The sequence below is a fragment of the Comamonas odontotermitis genome, from assembly GCF_040396735.1.
Classification (GTDB): domain Bacteria; phylum Pseudomonadota; class Gammaproteobacteria; order Burkholderiales; family Burkholderiaceae_C; genus Comamonas; species Comamonas odontotermitis_C.
Genome location: NZ_JBEBNZ010000035.1, coordinates 1 through 14,256, shown reverse-complemented (window position 1 = coordinate 14,256; position 14,256 = coordinate 1). Strand labels below are relative to the sequence as shown.

The 14,256-nt window shown below is 63.4% G+C and carries 12 protein-coding genes; 2 read left to right on the top strand and 10 right to left on the bottom strand.

Annotated elements, in window-relative coordinates; genetic code table 11:
* Nucleotides 1-2: 2 nt before the first annotated feature.
* From ACH2DG_RS19085 to recG, 3 genes are all read right to left on the bottom strand, one after another.
* Nucleotides 3-962, bottom strand: a complete 960-nt coding sequence (locus tag ACH2DG_RS19085; protein ID WP_395028069.1) for a phosphatase PAP2 family protein — start codon at nucleotides 960-962, stop codon at nucleotides 3-5.
* A gap of 169 nt (nucleotides 963-1,131) precedes the next feature.
* Complete coding sequence (locus ACH2DG_RS19080; protein WP_395028047.1) at nucleotides 1,132-2,100, bottom strand: LysR substrate-binding domain-containing protein; 969 nt, start codon at nucleotides 2,098-2,100, stop codon at nucleotides 1,132-1,134.
* Nucleotides 2,101-2,335: 235 nt separating this feature from the next.
* The gene (gene recG / locus ACH2DG_RS19075; RefSeq protein ID WP_395028046.1) at nucleotides 2,336-4,546 is read right to left on the bottom strand and encodes an ATP-dependent DNA helicase RecG; all 2,211 of its coding nucleotides are present in this window, start codon (nucleotides 4,544-4,546) and stop codon (nucleotides 2,336-2,338) included.
* A 283-nt stretch (nucleotides 4,547-4,829) separates the two neighbouring features.
* Between recG and ACH2DG_RS19070 the strand changes: the two genes are divergently transcribed.
* Nucleotides 4,830-5,198: an FHA domain-containing protein gene (locus tag ACH2DG_RS19070; RefSeq protein WP_395028045.1), complete on the top strand. Its 369-nt coding sequence runs from the start codon at nucleotides 4,830-4,832 to the stop codon at nucleotides 5,196-5,198.
* Between the two features lie 87 nt (nucleotides 5,199-5,285).
* Here ACH2DG_RS19070 and ACH2DG_RS19065 read toward each other — a convergent pair whose 3' ends face one another.
* Nucleotides 5,286-6,821 (bottom strand): glycine betaine ABC transporter substrate-binding protein, encoded by a 1,536-nt coding sequence (locus tag ACH2DG_RS19065; RefSeq protein ID WP_395028044.1) that lies wholly within the window; start codon nucleotides 6,819-6,821, stop codon nucleotides 5,286-5,288.
* A 775-nt stretch (nucleotides 6,822-7,596) separates the two neighbouring features.
* Complete coding sequence (locus ACH2DG_RS19060; protein ID WP_395028042.1) at nucleotides 7,597-8,625, bottom strand: ABC transporter substrate-binding protein; 1,029 nt, start codon at nucleotides 8,623-8,625, stop codon at nucleotides 7,597-7,599.
* Nucleotides 8,626-8,848: 223 nt separating this feature from the next.
* Here ACH2DG_RS19060 and queA point away from each other — a divergent pair, with 223 nt between their 5' ends.
* Nucleotides 8,849-10,021 (top strand): tRNA preQ1(34) S-adenosylmethionine ribosyltransferase-isomerase QueA, encoded by a 1,173-nt coding sequence (queA, locus tag ACH2DG_RS19055; RefSeq protein WP_395028041.1) that lies wholly within the window; start codon nucleotides 8,849-8,851, stop codon nucleotides 10,019-10,021.
* Between the two features lie 91 nt (nucleotides 10,022-10,112).
* Here queA and ACH2DG_RS19050 read toward each other — a convergent pair whose 3' ends face one another.
* The 5 genes from ACH2DG_RS19050 to ACH2DG_RS19030 all read right to left on the bottom strand — a co-directional run.
* On the bottom strand, nucleotides 10,113-10,445 hold the full coding sequence (locus ACH2DG_RS19050; protein ID WP_395028040.1) for an FHA domain-containing protein: 333 nt from the start codon (nucleotides 10,443-10,445) through the stop codon (nucleotides 10,113-10,115).
* 210 nt (nucleotides 10,446-10,655) lie between these two features.
* On the bottom strand, nucleotides 10,656-11,411 hold the full coding sequence (locus tag ACH2DG_RS19045) for an ABC transporter ATP-binding protein (protein WP_395028039.1): 756 nt from the start codon (nucleotides 11,409-11,411) through the stop codon (nucleotides 10,656-10,658).
* A 21-nt stretch (nucleotides 11,412-11,432) separates the two neighbouring features.
* On the bottom strand, nucleotides 11,433-12,407 hold the full coding sequence (locus ACH2DG_RS19040; RefSeq protein ID WP_395028037.1) for an iron chelate uptake ABC transporter family permease subunit: 975 nt from the start codon (nucleotides 12,405-12,407) through the stop codon (nucleotides 11,433-11,435).
* 61 nt (nucleotides 12,408-12,468) lie between these two features.
* Nucleotides 12,469-13,491 carry an ABC transporter permease gene (locus ACH2DG_RS19035; RefSeq protein ID WP_395028067.1) on the bottom strand — a complete coding sequence of 341 codons (1,023 nt, stop codon included), beginning with the start codon at nucleotides 13,489-13,491 and terminating at the stop codon, nucleotides 12,469-12,471.
* A 46-nt stretch (nucleotides 13,492-13,537) separates the two neighbouring features.
* On the bottom strand, nucleotides 13,538-14,256 hold a 719-nt coding region (locus tag ACH2DG_RS19030; RefSeq protein WP_395028036.1), incomplete at its 5' end, for a siderophore ABC transporter substrate-binding protein.

Here is a 14,256-nt window from a genome sequence, read left to right as displayed (position 1 = left end):
CTTCAGGACTGCGCCCGGGCCCGCTCCAGCACGCCTATCGCCAGGCCCAGGATGGCCAGGCCCAGCAAGCCCCCTGCCACCACATCGCTGGCAAAGTGCGCCTCCAGCCAGATGCGGCTGGCGGCAATCAGCGCCACCAGCACCGCCAGCCCGGCGCCCAGCACCGTGCGGGAGCGGCGCGGCACGCGCCCCCGCAGCAGCCACCACAGCAGGCCATACACCACGACGGATCCCGCCGTGTGTCCGCTCGGAAAGCTGGCGCCCGAGGTCACCAGTTCGTGCAGCGCCTCGGGCCGCGCCCGGTCAAAGGCATTTTTCAACACCCGGGTGGACAGGCCATTCAAGCCGATGGCAAATACCCAGACCTGCAAGAGCAGCCAGCGCCGCCGCAACGCCAGGAGCGCCGCCACCAACACCGACAGCATCCCCAGCCACAGCACATCGCCCACATCCGTCACGTGCCGCAGATAAGCGCGCACCGATACACTGACATGCTGCTGCGACCACCGTTGCGCCGCTTCGTCCCACCCCACCAGGAGCGCATGCAGCGCGTGGGCCGGGTTGGCCAGCGCCTGCCCCAGCAGCAGCACCGCCGCCACGCACAGCGCAGCACCCGCCAGGGGCCATGGCGACAGGGGCGGCGCCACGGGCGCCCCGGCCTCCAGTTGCATGCGCAGCCGCTGCTGCACACGCAGCGGCTGCGTGAACCGCATCCAGCAATACGCCCCTAGCAGCAGCCACAGCGATAGCAGGACCGGTATCCAGGGATCGAGGCGTGCCAGTCCCTCTGCCACCTGTTGCGCGGCCTGCGTTGGCACCATGGCCTGCACCGAGCCTGCGTGCAGCAACACCAGGCACAGCCACCAGGGCGCCGCACGACCAGGGGTACGCCCCGCCGCCCGCGATGGCAATGGAGAGAAGGCATGCAGGAAGGTGAGATGGCAGCGCATGCCCGCCATCATAGGCAAGGATGCAATTCCTCCAGCAAAAATCACCTTTGGCGCTTTTCAGTCAAGCGCCACCCGCTATGGTATTGAGAGTAATACAGGAAAAAACAAACCCCATGCAGGCGGGCCTGGCATGGGGTTGTGCGGAAGCTGGAGGCAGGAGCCGATGTTGACGCGCAGGGGCTCAGGACTGCAGCATCTCGACGCCAGGCAGATTGCAGGCGAAGATGGCGTTGCGCAGCGCGGCAATCGCTTCGTAGCGGGTAAAGCTGCGGCGCCACACCAGCACCACGCGACGCTTGGGCGCTTCGCCATTGGAATCGTCGGTCAGCGGAATGTAGCGGATGTGGGTTTCATCAGATTTACGGCGGCGAATGCCCTTTTCCAGCGCATCCTTGGGCACCGACAGGCGCGGCACCAGAGTGACGCCCATACCGGCAGCCACCATGTGCTTGATGGTTTCCAGCGAAGAGCCTTCGAACGTACGGCGAATGCCTTCGGTATTGCTGGAGTAGCGGGCAAACTCGGGGCAGACTTCCAGCACATGGTCGCGGAAGCAGTGGCCCGCGCCCAGCAGCAGCATGGTTTCGTTCTTGAGTTCGCTCGACGAAATGCTGTCGCGCGTGGCCAGCGGGTGCACGCTGGGCACAGCGGCGAAGAAAGGTTCGTCGTACAGGGGTGCCATGGCCAGGCCGGTATCCGGGAATGGCTCGGCCACGATGGCGCAGTCGATTTCGCCCGTACGCAACATCTCCAGCAGCTTGGCCGTCATGTTCTCATTGATCATGAGCGGCATCTGCGGAGTGCGTTCGATCGACTGACGCACCAGCTCGGGCAGCAGGTAGGGCCCAATGGTGTAGATCACGCCCAGCGTCAGGACCCCGGCGAGCGGGTCCTTGCCACGCTTGGCAATTTCCTTGATCGCCGCAGCCTGGTCCAGGACGATCTGCGCCTGACGCACGATCTGGTCGCCCAAGGTGGTGACGGAGACTTCCGAGGCGCTGCGTTCAAACAGCTTGACCTCGAGTTCCTCTTCCAGCTTCTTGATCGCAACCGACAAAGTGGGTTGGGACACGTAACACGCGTCGGCAGCACGGCCAAAATGCCTCTCGCGTGCCACGGCAACAATATATTTGAGCTCTGTAAGTGTCATGTCGGTTTTTTATAAGAATCGCTGAATAGTACATGCGTTCGGTTCCGGAGAACAGAGCACTGTGCTGTGATTCTGTAAAGACGCAAGCGTACAGTTGTACCCGATTCTGGCCAAAACCGGTTTGGGAATGTCCTACGGCCAAAATAGGAATTATCTATTATAGATGTTCGCAAGCAATTGCTTATAAGAAAAACGAATATCTGCGACAAAGCAACAACGCGTGCGAAGGCTGAAATCAGGCCTTGAGGTACTCCGCCTTGCCCCCCAGCCAGCGTGACACATGGGTGACTGCCAGTTCGGGCCAGCGGTCCAGCATGTCGGGAGCGAGTTCGCGCGCCCATTCCAGCAGGTGCCTGTCCGCCTCCAGATCTGCAAAGCGCAGCAGGGGAGCGCCGGATTGGCGGGCGCCCAGAAACTCGCCTGGGCCACGGATCTCCAGGTCACGCCGGGCGATCTCGAACCCATCGCTGGTCTCGGCCATGGCCTTGAGGCGCTCCTTGGCGGTCTCGCCCAGCTTGCCGCTGTCGCCCACCGCGTACAGCAGCACGCAGGCCGACGCTGCGGCGCCCCGCCCCACGCGCCCGCGCAGCTGGTGCAGTTGCGACAGGCCAAAACGCTCGGCATGCTCGATCACCATCAGGCTGGCGTTGGGCACATCCACGCCCACCTCGATCACTGTGGTCGATACCAGCACGCCCATGACGCCTGCGGTGAACAGCTCCATCACCGCTTTTTTTTCTGCCGTGGGCATGCGCGAATGCAGCAGCCCCACCATGACCCCGGGCAGGGCCTCGCTCAGGTCGGTATGGGTGGCCGTGGCGTTGCTCAAATCCAGCGCCTCGCTCTCCTCGATGAGCGGACACACCCAATAGACCTGCCGCCCCTGGGCAATCTGATCGGCAATGCGCGCCACCACCTCATCGCGCCGGCTGTCGCTGATCAGCTTGGTGACGACCGGCGTGCGGCCGGGTGGCAACTCGTCGATGGTCGAGACATCCAGATCGGCGTAGTAACTCATCGCCAGAGTGCGAGGAATGGGTGTGGCGCTCATCATCAGCATGTGCGGCTCCATCCCCGTGGAGAGCAGCTTCTGCCGCAGCGCCAGCCGTTGCGCCACGCCAAAGCGGTGCTGCTCGTCGATCACCGCGAGGCCCAGTTTTTTGAACTGCACCTGCTCCTGGATGACGGCATGCGTGCCCACCACCAGCGCGGCCTCGCCACTTTCCACCAGCGCCAGCATGGCGGCGCGCTCCTTCTTCTTCTGCGCACCGGCCAGCCACGCCACCTTCAGGCCGCGCGGTGCCAGGAGCGGCTCCAGCCAACCCACCAGCTTGGCAAAGTGCTGCTCGGCCAGAATCTCGGTCGGCGCCATCAACGCGCATTGCCAGCCCGCATCGATGGCGATGACGGCCGACAGCGCGGCCACGATCGTCTTGCCCGAGCCCACATCGCCCTGCAGCAGGCGGTGCATGGGCACATGGCGCGCCAGATCGCGGGCAATTTCTTCGCACACACGGCGCTGGGCACCTGTCAGCGAAAAAGGCAATGCCGCCAGAAACTGTTCATGCAGGTTGAGGCTGCCGTCCTCCATGCGCCGGGCCTGCAGGGCCGGAGCACGCAGGCGGTCACGCTCGCGCTTGGCCGTCAGTTGCGACAGCTGCTGCGCCAGCAGTTCCTCGGCCTTGAGGCGCTGCCAGGCCGGGTGGCTGTGGTCTTCGAGTGCGGCAATCGATACATCAGGCGTCGGGTGGTGCAAAAACTGTAGCGCTTCGCGCAGGCTGTATGCACGCGATCTGCCGTTTTCACCCAAATAGCGGGCATAGGGCAAATCTGCGCCCGGCGGCAGGGTTTCGCCCAGATCGGCGCGCTGCAGCCCGCCAATGACGGCACGGCGCAAATAGGGCTGCGGCAGGCCGGCTGTGGTGGGATACACCGGGGTGAGCGACTGCGGCAACTCGCCGCCCGCCTGACGGAAAGCCGGGTGCACCATCTGGCGCCCCCAGAAACCGCCCTTGATCTCGCCGCGAATGCGCAAGGTAGCGCCCACGGACAGCGTCTTCTGGTGCGATGGGTAGAAACTGAAGAAGCGCAGCTCGCACTGGTCACCATTGGCGTCTTCCACCTGCACCACCAATTGGCGGCGCGGGCGCATCTGTATTTCGCTGGAGATGACCGTCGCCTCGATCTGCGCCACCTCGCCGTCGCGTGCATTGCGCAGCGCAATGATTCGCGTCTCGTCTTCGTAGCGCAGCGGCAGATGCAGGGCCAGATCGATATCGCGGGTGAGCCCGAGTTTGACGAGCGCCTGCTGGGCCGGGTTTTTTGCCACTGCCTTGGCAGGCGGCGCTGCGGCGCCATCGGCCGCAGCCGCTTTGCGCGGGCGGCCAGGTTTGCGTGCCTTGGGTGCGGCACTGTCAGCAGCAGGAGATGCGGGCGTTGCAGGCATGGGCAGGTTCAATCACGGCACATTCTGGCATGGTTTGCACAGCCACTGGTTATAAATCCAGTAAAAGCACTCCCATATTGGTAGCTGACTGCTCCGGTTCATCAAGCGCCTGCGGCCTTTTTTTGCACAGACTTCTGCATGCCGCAGGTGCCGGAGCAAGCCTCCGGGTAGATGCAATCTGTTACTACGCACCCCTCCGATTGGAGGGTGTGCGTTGCAGCCATGCCTCGTAGAGTGGCGCGCGCCCCTGCAATGCATCCCCCTTCAACAAGGTCTGTTCGTCATGCTGCCTGAACTGCTCGTCAAAGATGCCAATGCGCAACTGCTGCATTCGCTGGTCGTCAAGGATGGCCTTTTCAGCGTCGGCCGCGAGCCGGGCTGCGCCATCGTGCTGTCGTCCCCCGATATCAGCCGCCGCCATGCGGCCTTCACGCACAGCAGCCATTTTGGCGTGCTTGCGGTGGAAGACCACGGCAGCAAAAACGGCATCTTCGTCAATGGCCTGCAGATGCGCCGCAGCGTGCTGTACTCGGGCGACGTGGTACGCGTGGGCAATTACCTGATCCATGTGCGCACCGGATCCTCCGGCCCGCCGGGCATGGACAGTGTGGCGGCGCGCCGGGAAGGACGTGCCGGAGATGTCACGCTCTAGGGACACTCTGCAAAACTCCCTGCGGTCTGAACCTGGCCTCGGGCGATCCACGTCCACCCCATCCGGCGAGGGTTTTGCAGAGGCTCCCTAGCGCCGCAGCCGCTTGCGGCGCAAATAGCGCTCCCACAGCTCGAAAAATAGCTCGCTGAGCAGCGCCAGTGCCGCCGCAGGCAGGGCGCCCGCCAGCATCAGTGCGCTGTCGTTCAGCGCCAGGCCCGTCACGATCCGTTCGCCCAGGCCGCCCGCGCCAATGAAGGCGGCAATGGTGGCCGTGCCGATGGCAATCGCGCAGGCAGTGCGGATGCCCGCGATGACGGTGGGCATGGCAATCGGCAGTTCCACCCAGCGCATGCGCTGCGGGTGCGTCATACCCAGGGCCGATCCTGCGTGGCGCAGACCGGGTGACACCTCGGCCAGACCCGCGCAGGTGTTGCTCAGGATCGGCAGGATGGAATACGCCGTCAGCGCCACCAACGCAGGAATACGCCCGATCATCCCCAGTGCAGCAATCAGCACCGCCAGCAGCGCCAGCGACGGAATGGTCTGCATGACCCCCGCCGCTCCCAGCGCCAGCGCGCGCAAGCGCGTGTGCGGAAACAACGCAATCCCCGCAGGCACCGCAATCAACGCCGCAGCCCCGACCGAGATCAACACCAGAAGCAAGTGCTGGCCGGTCAGCCGCCAGAGGTCATCGGCCACGAGGCGCTGCCACAGTTGTGCCGCAAAGCTGGCGCGGCCACCGGCTGTATCCGTAGCGGGCGCAGCGCCCGTGGCGCTACCTGCCAGAAACTGCTGCGCAATCGCCGCAAAGCCTTGGGCTTGCAGTTCTGCCTGCGCGTTCATGCGGATCATGCCCGCCTCGCTGATGCGGCCTGCGAGCGGCTGCAGCGCGGCCCACGCGGCCGGGTGCTTCTGCGGCAGATCCAGCCGGTACAGCAGCACGGCGTCGTAGCGCGGAAAATACTGGCGGTCGTCCGCCAACACCAGCAGCCCCAGGTGGTCGATCTTGGCGTCGGTCGTGTAGATGTCCATCACATCGATGTGCTGCTGCGCAATGGCCTCGTATGCGAGGCCATGGTCCAGTCCCTGTGGCTGCGCCTGCAGGCCGTAGCGCTGCGCAAGGCCCTTCCAGCCATCGGCGCGGCCCACAAACTCGTTCGACAGCCCATAGCGCAGCGTGGGATGGCGCGCCAGGTCGCTCAGGCTGCGGATGCCCAGCTTGCCTGCCAGATCGCGCCGCATGGCCAATGCATAACCATCGTTGAAGCCCAGCGGCACACCCACCGCCAACCCCTGCGGCACCAGTGCGCGATTCAGATCCTGCAGCGAAGTATGGGCTGGGTCTTTGACAATCTCCTGCGCAATGGTGCCGGTGTATTCGGCATACACGTCGATCTGCCCGCTCTTGAGCGCCTCGTACACGATGGCGGTGTTGCCCAGCCCCTGGCGCACCTCGGCGGTGGTGCCCGCAGCCCGCGCCGTCTGCGCAACGATTTCGGCAAGGATGTACGACTCGGTAAAGCGCTTGGAGCCCACACGCAAGGGCTCGGCCTGGGCCCAGGCAGACAGCAGCAGACACCAGGCCGTCAGGGCGGCCACGAGCAGTGGGTAGGCACGCTTCATCGGGCCACTATAGCAAGTCGTGAGGGGGTGGGCCTGTAGGTGGTGAGGCTGGGGTGGTGGCTGGTTGTGGGGGCGGCTGTACGTACGCGGACAGTGCAGTGCAGGCGCATGGTTTTCTATTGGGTATTGGTGGCCGGGTCTCGCCCCGGCGGGCGAGGCACTTTTCTTGGCGGCCAAGAAAAGTACCCAAAAGAAGGCCGCCCTGCTGCCTGCGTCCCTGCGGCTTCGCCTTCGGGCAACCTGCGGTGCGCGGGTGCGGGCTGTACCGCATAACTCACTACGCGCCTACAGCGCTCCGTTCAAACAGATGCGGTAAGTCAGTTCACGATGCAGTTGCACTCTGCGGTGCAACTGCCCAGCCCCCACCCTGTGCTCCTCGGCGCAGGCAGAAAGGGGATTGAGAACCAACCTGGCCATCGCTGCGCTCGGCCGGCTTATAGGGCCGAGCGCAGCGATGGCCCGTATGGATGACTGGCTGTCGGCTTGCTTATCCCTTTTGCATGCGCCTGTGACGTGGTGTTTGCGGGGTGGCACTGGCACCGCAGAGTGCCAGTGCTTCGTTATCTGGCTTGCCGCATCTGTTTGAACGGAGCGCGTAGCGCGCAGTGAGTTATGCGGCACCCCCGCAGATACCACGGCGCAGGCTGCCCGGAGCGAAGCGCAGGGACGCAGGCAGCAGGGCGCATTTCTTTGGGTACTTTCTTGTTGCGAGACAAGAAAGTGCCTCGCCCGCCGGGGCGAACTCCCGGCACCTGCGCGCCAACCCAGAAACAGCTCAACGTGGCAGCGCTTCCACTTCCTTGGTCCAGCGGTCAATCAGACGCTTGCGCTCGGCAGATTTGCCGTACTTCTCGAAGTCGTACTTGATCAGCTTGACATCGTCCATGGTCGGAATGCGGGGGTCCATCTTGAACGTCTTGTTGGCAGGCACCTGGTAGCTGCCCACCTTGGCGCCCACGGCCTGGCCCTCGGGGCCCATCAGCCAGTCGTAGTACTTCTTGGCGTTGTCCATGTTGCGCGCGCCCTTCACCAGCGCAATGCCACCCACCTCGTAGCTCGTGCCTTCGCAGGGCGCATGGGTCTTCACGGGGTATTTTTCGGCCTTCCACTTCTCGAAATTGAACATGAAGGTGATGCCCACGCCCACCTCGCCCTTGGCCACATTGGGGGCCTGGGCCTGGCCGCTGCGGGTGTAGGTCGTCGTGTTCTTGTGGAGTTTCTTGAGGTAGTCAAACGCCTGGTCTTCGCCCATCAGCTGCACCAGCCCGGCGATTACCGTATAGGCCGTGCCGCTGGAGGCAGGGTGCGAAATCTCCACCTCGCCCTTGAACTCGGGCTTGATCACATCGGCCCAGCACAGTGGCTCGGGCAGCTTCTTTTTCTTCAGGATGTCGGTGTTGTAGCCAAAGCCGATGGCCGAGCTGTAGAAACCACCCACCTGGTTGCCCGACATGGCGTACTGGCGCACGCTCCAGTCCCGCAGGTCGTTGATGTAGGCCGGACGGTATTCGGCCAGCAGGCCTTGCTCGGCCGCCTGCAGGAAAGGATCGCCCGTGCCGCCCCACCAGATATCGGTCTTGGGGTTGTTGGCCTCGGCGCGCAGCTGGGCAGCGATCTCGCCGGTGCCCTTGTGCGCCTGGTTCACCTTGATGCCGGTCTTCTTGGTGAACTCCTTGGCCGCAGCCTCGCACCAGGGCGCATCGGTGCTGCACAGCGCATTGACCACGCCTTGCGCCTGGGCGCTCGCGGCAAGTGCTGTCAGCACGGCGGCTGCGGAAAGACTGCGGATGTTGAAGGGTGCCATGGGCTTGCTCCTGGTTGTGTTGTCTCAATACGTTGGCAGAACGTTTTTGCGGTCTCGAAATCGGGCGGATGGCGGCATCCTTCCCCGGATGCCAATTGTGACAAATTTATGACAACTTTCAGTGTTTCCCGCGCTGCCTGCTGTGTCACTTATGCGGTGGCACAATCGCCCCCTTGTTTGATCCCTGTGAGCTGCGGGTGTGTACCGCCTGCAAGAGCCGAAGATGACTGCCTTTTCCGGTGCCCGCCGCACCTTTCACCTGAGTGATTTCGATTTCGAGCTCCCCGCCGAGCTGATTGCCCAACACCCCGCTGCAGAGCGCAGCGCCTCGCGCCTTCTGGATGCACGCGAGCCCGAGCTGGCAGACCGCCACTTCTACGAACTCCCCGATCTGCTGCAAGCGGGCGACCTGCTGATCTTCAACGACACCCAGGTGATCAAGGCGCGCGTATTCGGCGAAAAATCCAGCGGCGGCAAGATCGAATTGCTGATCGAACGCGTGCTGGACGGCAATGAAGTCGTTGCCCACATGAAGGTGAGCAAAAAACCGGCCGTGGGCGGCGTTCTGCACATGATGGGCGGCAAGAAGGCCGGCGGTTTTGACGCCGTGCTGATGGGCCGCTGGCCCAACGAGATGGGTGCCCTGTTCCGCCTGCGCCTCGATGGCCCCCATGGCGAAACCCCGTGGGAGCTGATGCAGCAGCACGGCCACATTCCGCTGCCGCCCTACATCGAGCGCGAACAGCAATCGGGCCGAGACCCTAACCAGGCCGAAGACGAAGTGCGCTACCAGACGGTGTTTGCGAAGAACCCCGGCGCAGTGGCAGCCCCCACCGCTGCGCTGCACTTCGACGACAAGGTGCTGGCTGCGCTGGAAGCCAAGGGCGTGGAGCGTGCCAGCGTCACCCTGCACGTCGGCGCGGGCACCTTCCAGCCCGTCAAGACAGAGAACCTCAAAGACCACCAGATGCACAGCGAGTGGTACGACATTCCGCTACCCACCCTGGCCGCGTTGGAGCGCTGCCGCCAGCGCGGCGGCCGCGTGGTTGCCGTGGGCACCACCACCGTGCGCACGCTCGAATCGTGGGCGCGCACCGGCCAGCTCTCGGGCGACACCAACATCTTCATCACGCCTGGCTTCCCCTACCGCGTGGTTGACATGCTGGTCACCAACTTTCACCTCCCCAAAAGCAGCCTGATGATGCTGGTGAGCGCCTTTGCGGGCTACGAACACATCATGGATCTGTACAAGCACGCGGTCGCACACCAGTACCGCTTCTTCAGCTACGGCGACTCGATGCTGTTGCAGCGCAAGAAGCACATAGCAACGGGCGAAGAGGCCCAGGCTGGCAGCGAAGAGCCCACATCCGCCGCCTCTGGCGCTGCAGCCGCATGATCTGATAGCGTGGTGGTCTGATGGCCTGATGGCTTGGCCACCGCCCAACGCAAAAGCTGCTGTCTTCAGCAGCTTTTTTTATGGGTAGCACTCAGCCCCCGGCCGATGCATCGCCCGCGTGGGTGGATCCATTCCGCACGTAGACCTGGAAATCACCCACCTGCACTACGTCACCAGCAAACAGAATCTTGCGTTTGACCCGCACCCCGTTGACCAGGGTGCCGTTGGTGCTGTCATGGTCCTCCACCGTCAGAATGCCGAAGCGCTCGCGCAGAAAAAAGGCGCCATGGTGGCGGCTGACGCTGGCATGGTCCATCACGATGGCGCTGCCAGCGTCACGCCCAAAGGTGGAAAAGCCGTCCTCCAGGAACAGCGAGCGCAACGCAAGCCTGTTGTGCTCCTTGATCAGCAATTCGGTGGTCATGGGAAGATCGCGGAAGGGTTTTGTATCCAATTGATATTGATTTTACTAATTGCTAAAAATATAAAGTGCCAAGTGCTTGCTACATATTTGTTAATTAAACAATTTCACAATGAATCACCAAACATGCTCGCTGTCAATGCCTGCTGCTTATAGGTAGATGAGTACCTATTTCTCTGCCACCCACGCTTGCATGATCGCGGTGGCAAACGGTCAGAAATAGTCGCAGAACCGGCGTCCCGCCACCTCATGCACCCGTACCGGGATGGCGTACAGGTCGCTCAGCACCTCGTTGCAGACCACCGTCTGCGGCGGCCCCTCGCGGTACAGGTGACCGTCCTTCATGGCAATGATGTGGTCGGCGTAGGTAGCCGCAAAATTGATGTCGTGCAACACCACCACCACGGTCTTGCCTGTGTCCTGTACGGCCTGACGCAGCAGCTTCATCATGCCCACGGCATGGGCCATGTCCAGGTTGTTGAGCGGCTCGTCGAGCAGGATGTAGCGCGTATCCTGGCACAGCACCATGGCGATGTAGGCCCGCTGGCGCTGACCGCCCGAGAGTTCGTCGAGAAAGCGTGTCTCCAGCGACTCCAGGTTCAGATAGGCCAGGGCCCGATCCACATGGGTCTTGTCCTCCGCGCTCAGCCGGCCCTTGGAATGCGGAAACCGGCCAAAGGCCACCAGGTCGCGCACCGTCAGGCGCAGCGCGCTCTGGTTGTCCTGCCGCAGAATGGCCAGAATCCGTGCCAGCGCATCGCTGGCCGTGGTGGCAATGTCCTGCCCTTCGATGCGCACCTGGCCCGATGTCTTCGGCACCAGGCGGCTGATCAGGCCCAGGGCGGTCGACTTGCCCGCGCCGTTGGGGCCGATGATGGCGGTGAGCTTGCCTTGCGGAATGCGCAGGTCTACCCCATGCAGCACCGTAGTGGTGCCGTGGGTTTTGCACAGTTTTTCTGTTTCGATCATGACTGTCTAACGCTCCGGCTCTCAATGCCTGGTTTTTCGTACCAGCAGGTAGATGAAGGTGAGCCCGCCCAGAAACTCCACCACGATCGACAGCGAGGTGTTGAAACCGAACATGCGCTCCAGCACCATCTGCCCGCCTACCAGAAGCAATGCCCCTAGCAGCACGGTGGCCGCCAGCGTGTAGCGGTGCTGGTGCGTATGCATCAACTGGTAGGCCATGTTGCTCACCAGCAGGCCAAAGAAGGTGACCGGCCCCACCAGCGCGGTCGACACCGACACCAGAATGGCAATCACCACCAGGATGCCCATCACCGCGCGCTGGTAGTCCACACCCAGGTTGATGGCCACCTCGCGGCCCAGCGCCAGCACATCGAGCACATGGCGCTGGCGCCATACCCACAGGCCCATGGCCGCAATCACCACGAGCGATAGCGCGAGCAGCGGGCGCGAGACGGTGTTGAAGTTGGCAAACAGGCGGTCCTGCAGCACCACAAAATCATTCGGGTCCATCACGCGCCAGACGAAGTTGTTCAGGCTGCGAAAGAAGATGCCCGCCACAATGCCCACGAGCAGCAGCAGATGCAGATTGCTGGCCTGCCCGCGAAACAGCCAGACGAACAAGGTAGTGGACAGCACCACCATCACCCCCACGTTCATGCCAAAGCGCGCCAGCTCGGGTATCTGCATGGCCGCCACCCCCACGGTGAACGCCAGTACCGACTGGATCAGCTGGAACAGCGCGTCAAAGCCCATCACCGCAGGTGTCAGGATGCGGTTGCCCGTCACCGTCTGGAACAGCACGGTCGATATGCCAATGGCAAACGCCACCGTCCATAAGGTGGCCAGCTTGGTGCCGCGCAGCGGCAGCACAAAGCTCCACTCGGCCTGCACGTCAATGGTCATGAACAGGCCACTGGCAAACAGCGCCAGCACCAGCAGCAGCCAGAGGCGACGTACCGGTGTACCCAACAGCGACAAATTTGCTGCTTTTTTCATAGCTGATGGCGCTTCACCTGCAAGCACTGCTGGCATGTTTTGCATGGATGTCTTGCTCACATCAGCCTCCCATGCGCTTACGCCGCGCCAGCAACAGAGCGAGGAACATGGCGCTGCCGATCACGCCCATCACCGTGCCGATCGGCACCTCGTAGGGCGCGATCACCAGGCGGCCGATCAGGTCACAGGCAAGCGCCATCAAGGCACCGGCCCAGGCCACCCACAGCACCGATTTGCGAACGTTGTCGCCCACCACCAACCGCACCAGGTTGGGCACGATCAGGCCGACAAACGGGATGATGCCCACGGTGACGATGACCGACGCCGTGACCACCGAAACCACCGCCACGCCTTGCGCCACGAGGCGCTTGTAGTTGAGCCCCAGGTTGGTGGCAAAGTCCTGCCCCATGCCGGCCACGGTAAAGCGGTCGGCTGCCACCATGGCCACGACGGTAACCACCAGCGACAGCCACAGCAGCTCGTAGCGGCCTTGCACGATGGCGGAAAAATCCGCCGTCATCCATGAGCGCGCCGTCTGCATCAGGTCGAAGCGGTAGGCGATGAAGGTGGTGGCCGATTCGATCACCCCCGACAGCACCAGCCCCACCAGCGGCACGATCAGTGCAGCACGCAGGCGGATGCGCGAGAGCACCGCCAGAAACAGCGCCGTGCCCCCAAGCGCAAACACCGCAGCCAGCCCCATCTTGGCAAAGACGGGCATGTCCGGCCACAGCAGCACGCCCACAAGCATGCCCATGCCTGCGGATTCGGCAGTGCCCATGGTTGACGGCTCCACATAGTGGTTGCGCGCCAGCATCTGCATCAACAGGCCCGCCACGGCCATGGCGCTGCCGGCCAGCAGCAGCGCCAGGGTGCGCGGCACGCGGCTGGCAACCAGTACCTGCGTGGCCAGGTCGTCTTCGTTGTGCGAGAAAAGGCGCACGATGGTGGCGACCGACACGTCGCTCACCCCCACCAGCAGGCTGATGAAGGCCAGAACGGCCAGGGCCGCCACGGCGGGCAGCGCGAAAGCCAGCGGGCGCAGCACCGGGCTGCGCTCGCTGCGTGGCGCTTTCAAAACCATGTCTGTCATGCTGTGGCTCGCGGCAAGGCTGGCTGCAGCCCGGCCATCAGGCTTGGGAGAATGCGTTGATCAGCTGCGTCACATCGTCGTGCAGCGATCCGGGGCTGGCGTTGCCCAGCAGGTACCAGTTGGCCGAGTTCAGATAGACGATCTGCTTTTTCCTGGCCGCCTTGGTGGCGTTGACCAGCGGGTTGTCCAGCAGCTTGGACGCCGATGCGCCTTCGCGGCCAATGGCGGCATCCCGGTCCAGCACGAACAGCCAGTCGGGATTGGTCTTGAGGATGAATTCGAACGAGATCGCCTGGCCGTGGCCCGCCACCTGGATGTCCTTGTTGGCCGGCGCAATGCCGTACACATCGTGCAGCATGCCAAAGCGCGAGCCAGGGCCGTAGGCGCTGAGCTTGCCGCCATTGGTCATCACCATCAGGCCCGTGCCCTTACCCGCCGTCATGCCCTTGAGCTTGTCGATATCGGCCTGCATGGCGGCGATGAGTTCATCCGCCTTGGCTTCGGCGCCCACCATCTGGCCCAGAATCTTGAGGTGCTTGAAGGCGCTTTCCACCGGCTTGGCGTTGTTCACCGTCAGATCGAGCGTTGGCGCAATCTTGGACAGCTCGGGCACCTTCGCCGCCGAACGGCCACCGGCCACGATCACATCGGGTTTGAGGCCCTTGACCACTTCGTAGTTGGGCTCGAACAGGCTGCCGATACGGGTGTAGTCCTTGCTGGCGTACTGCTCCAGCACCGGGGGAAACTTGACCACCT

Coding starts and splice junctions, on each gene's coding strand:
- ACH2DG_RS19060 (WP_395028042.1), bottom strand. CDS start 8,625: ATGGCACCCTTCAACATCCGCAGTCTTTCCGCAGCCGCCGTGCTGACA.
- ACH2DG_RS19040 (WP_395028037.1), bottom strand. CDS start 12,407: ATGAAAAAAGCAGCAAATTTGTCGCTGTTGGGTACACCGGTACGTCGC.
- ACH2DG_RS19050 (WP_395028040.1), bottom strand. CDS start 10,445: ATGACCACCGAATTGCTGATCAAGGAGCACAACAGGCTTGCGTTGCGC.
- ACH2DG_RS19045 (WP_395028039.1), bottom strand. CDS start 11,411: ATGATCGAAACAGAAAAACTGTGCAAAACCCACGGCACCACTACGGTG.
- ACH2DG_RS19065 (WP_395028044.1), bottom strand. CDS start 6,821: ATGAAGCGTGCCTACCCACTGCTCGTGGCCGCCCTGACGGCCTGGTGT.
- ACH2DG_RS19035 (WP_395028067.1), bottom strand. CDS start 13,491: ATGGTTTTGAAAGCGCCACGCAGCGAGCGCAGCCCGGTGCTGCGCCCG.
- recG (WP_395028046.1), bottom strand. CDS start 4,546: ATGCCTGCAACGCCCGCATCTCCTGCTGCTGACAGTGCCGCACCCAAG.
- ACH2DG_RS19085 (WP_395028069.1), bottom strand. CDS start 962: ATGATGGCGGGCATGCGCTGCCATCTCACCTTCCTGCATGCCTTCTCT.
- ACH2DG_RS19070 (WP_395028045.1), top strand. CDS start 4,830: ATGCTGCCTGAACTGCTCGTCAAAGATGCCAATGCGCAACTGCTGCAT.
- ACH2DG_RS19080 (WP_395028047.1), bottom strand. CDS start 2,100: ATGACACTTACAGAGCTCAAATATATTGTTGCCGTGGCACGCGAGAGG.
- queA (WP_395028041.1), top strand. CDS start 8,849: ATGACTGCCTTTTCCGGTGCCCGCCGCACCTTTCACCTGAGTGATTTC.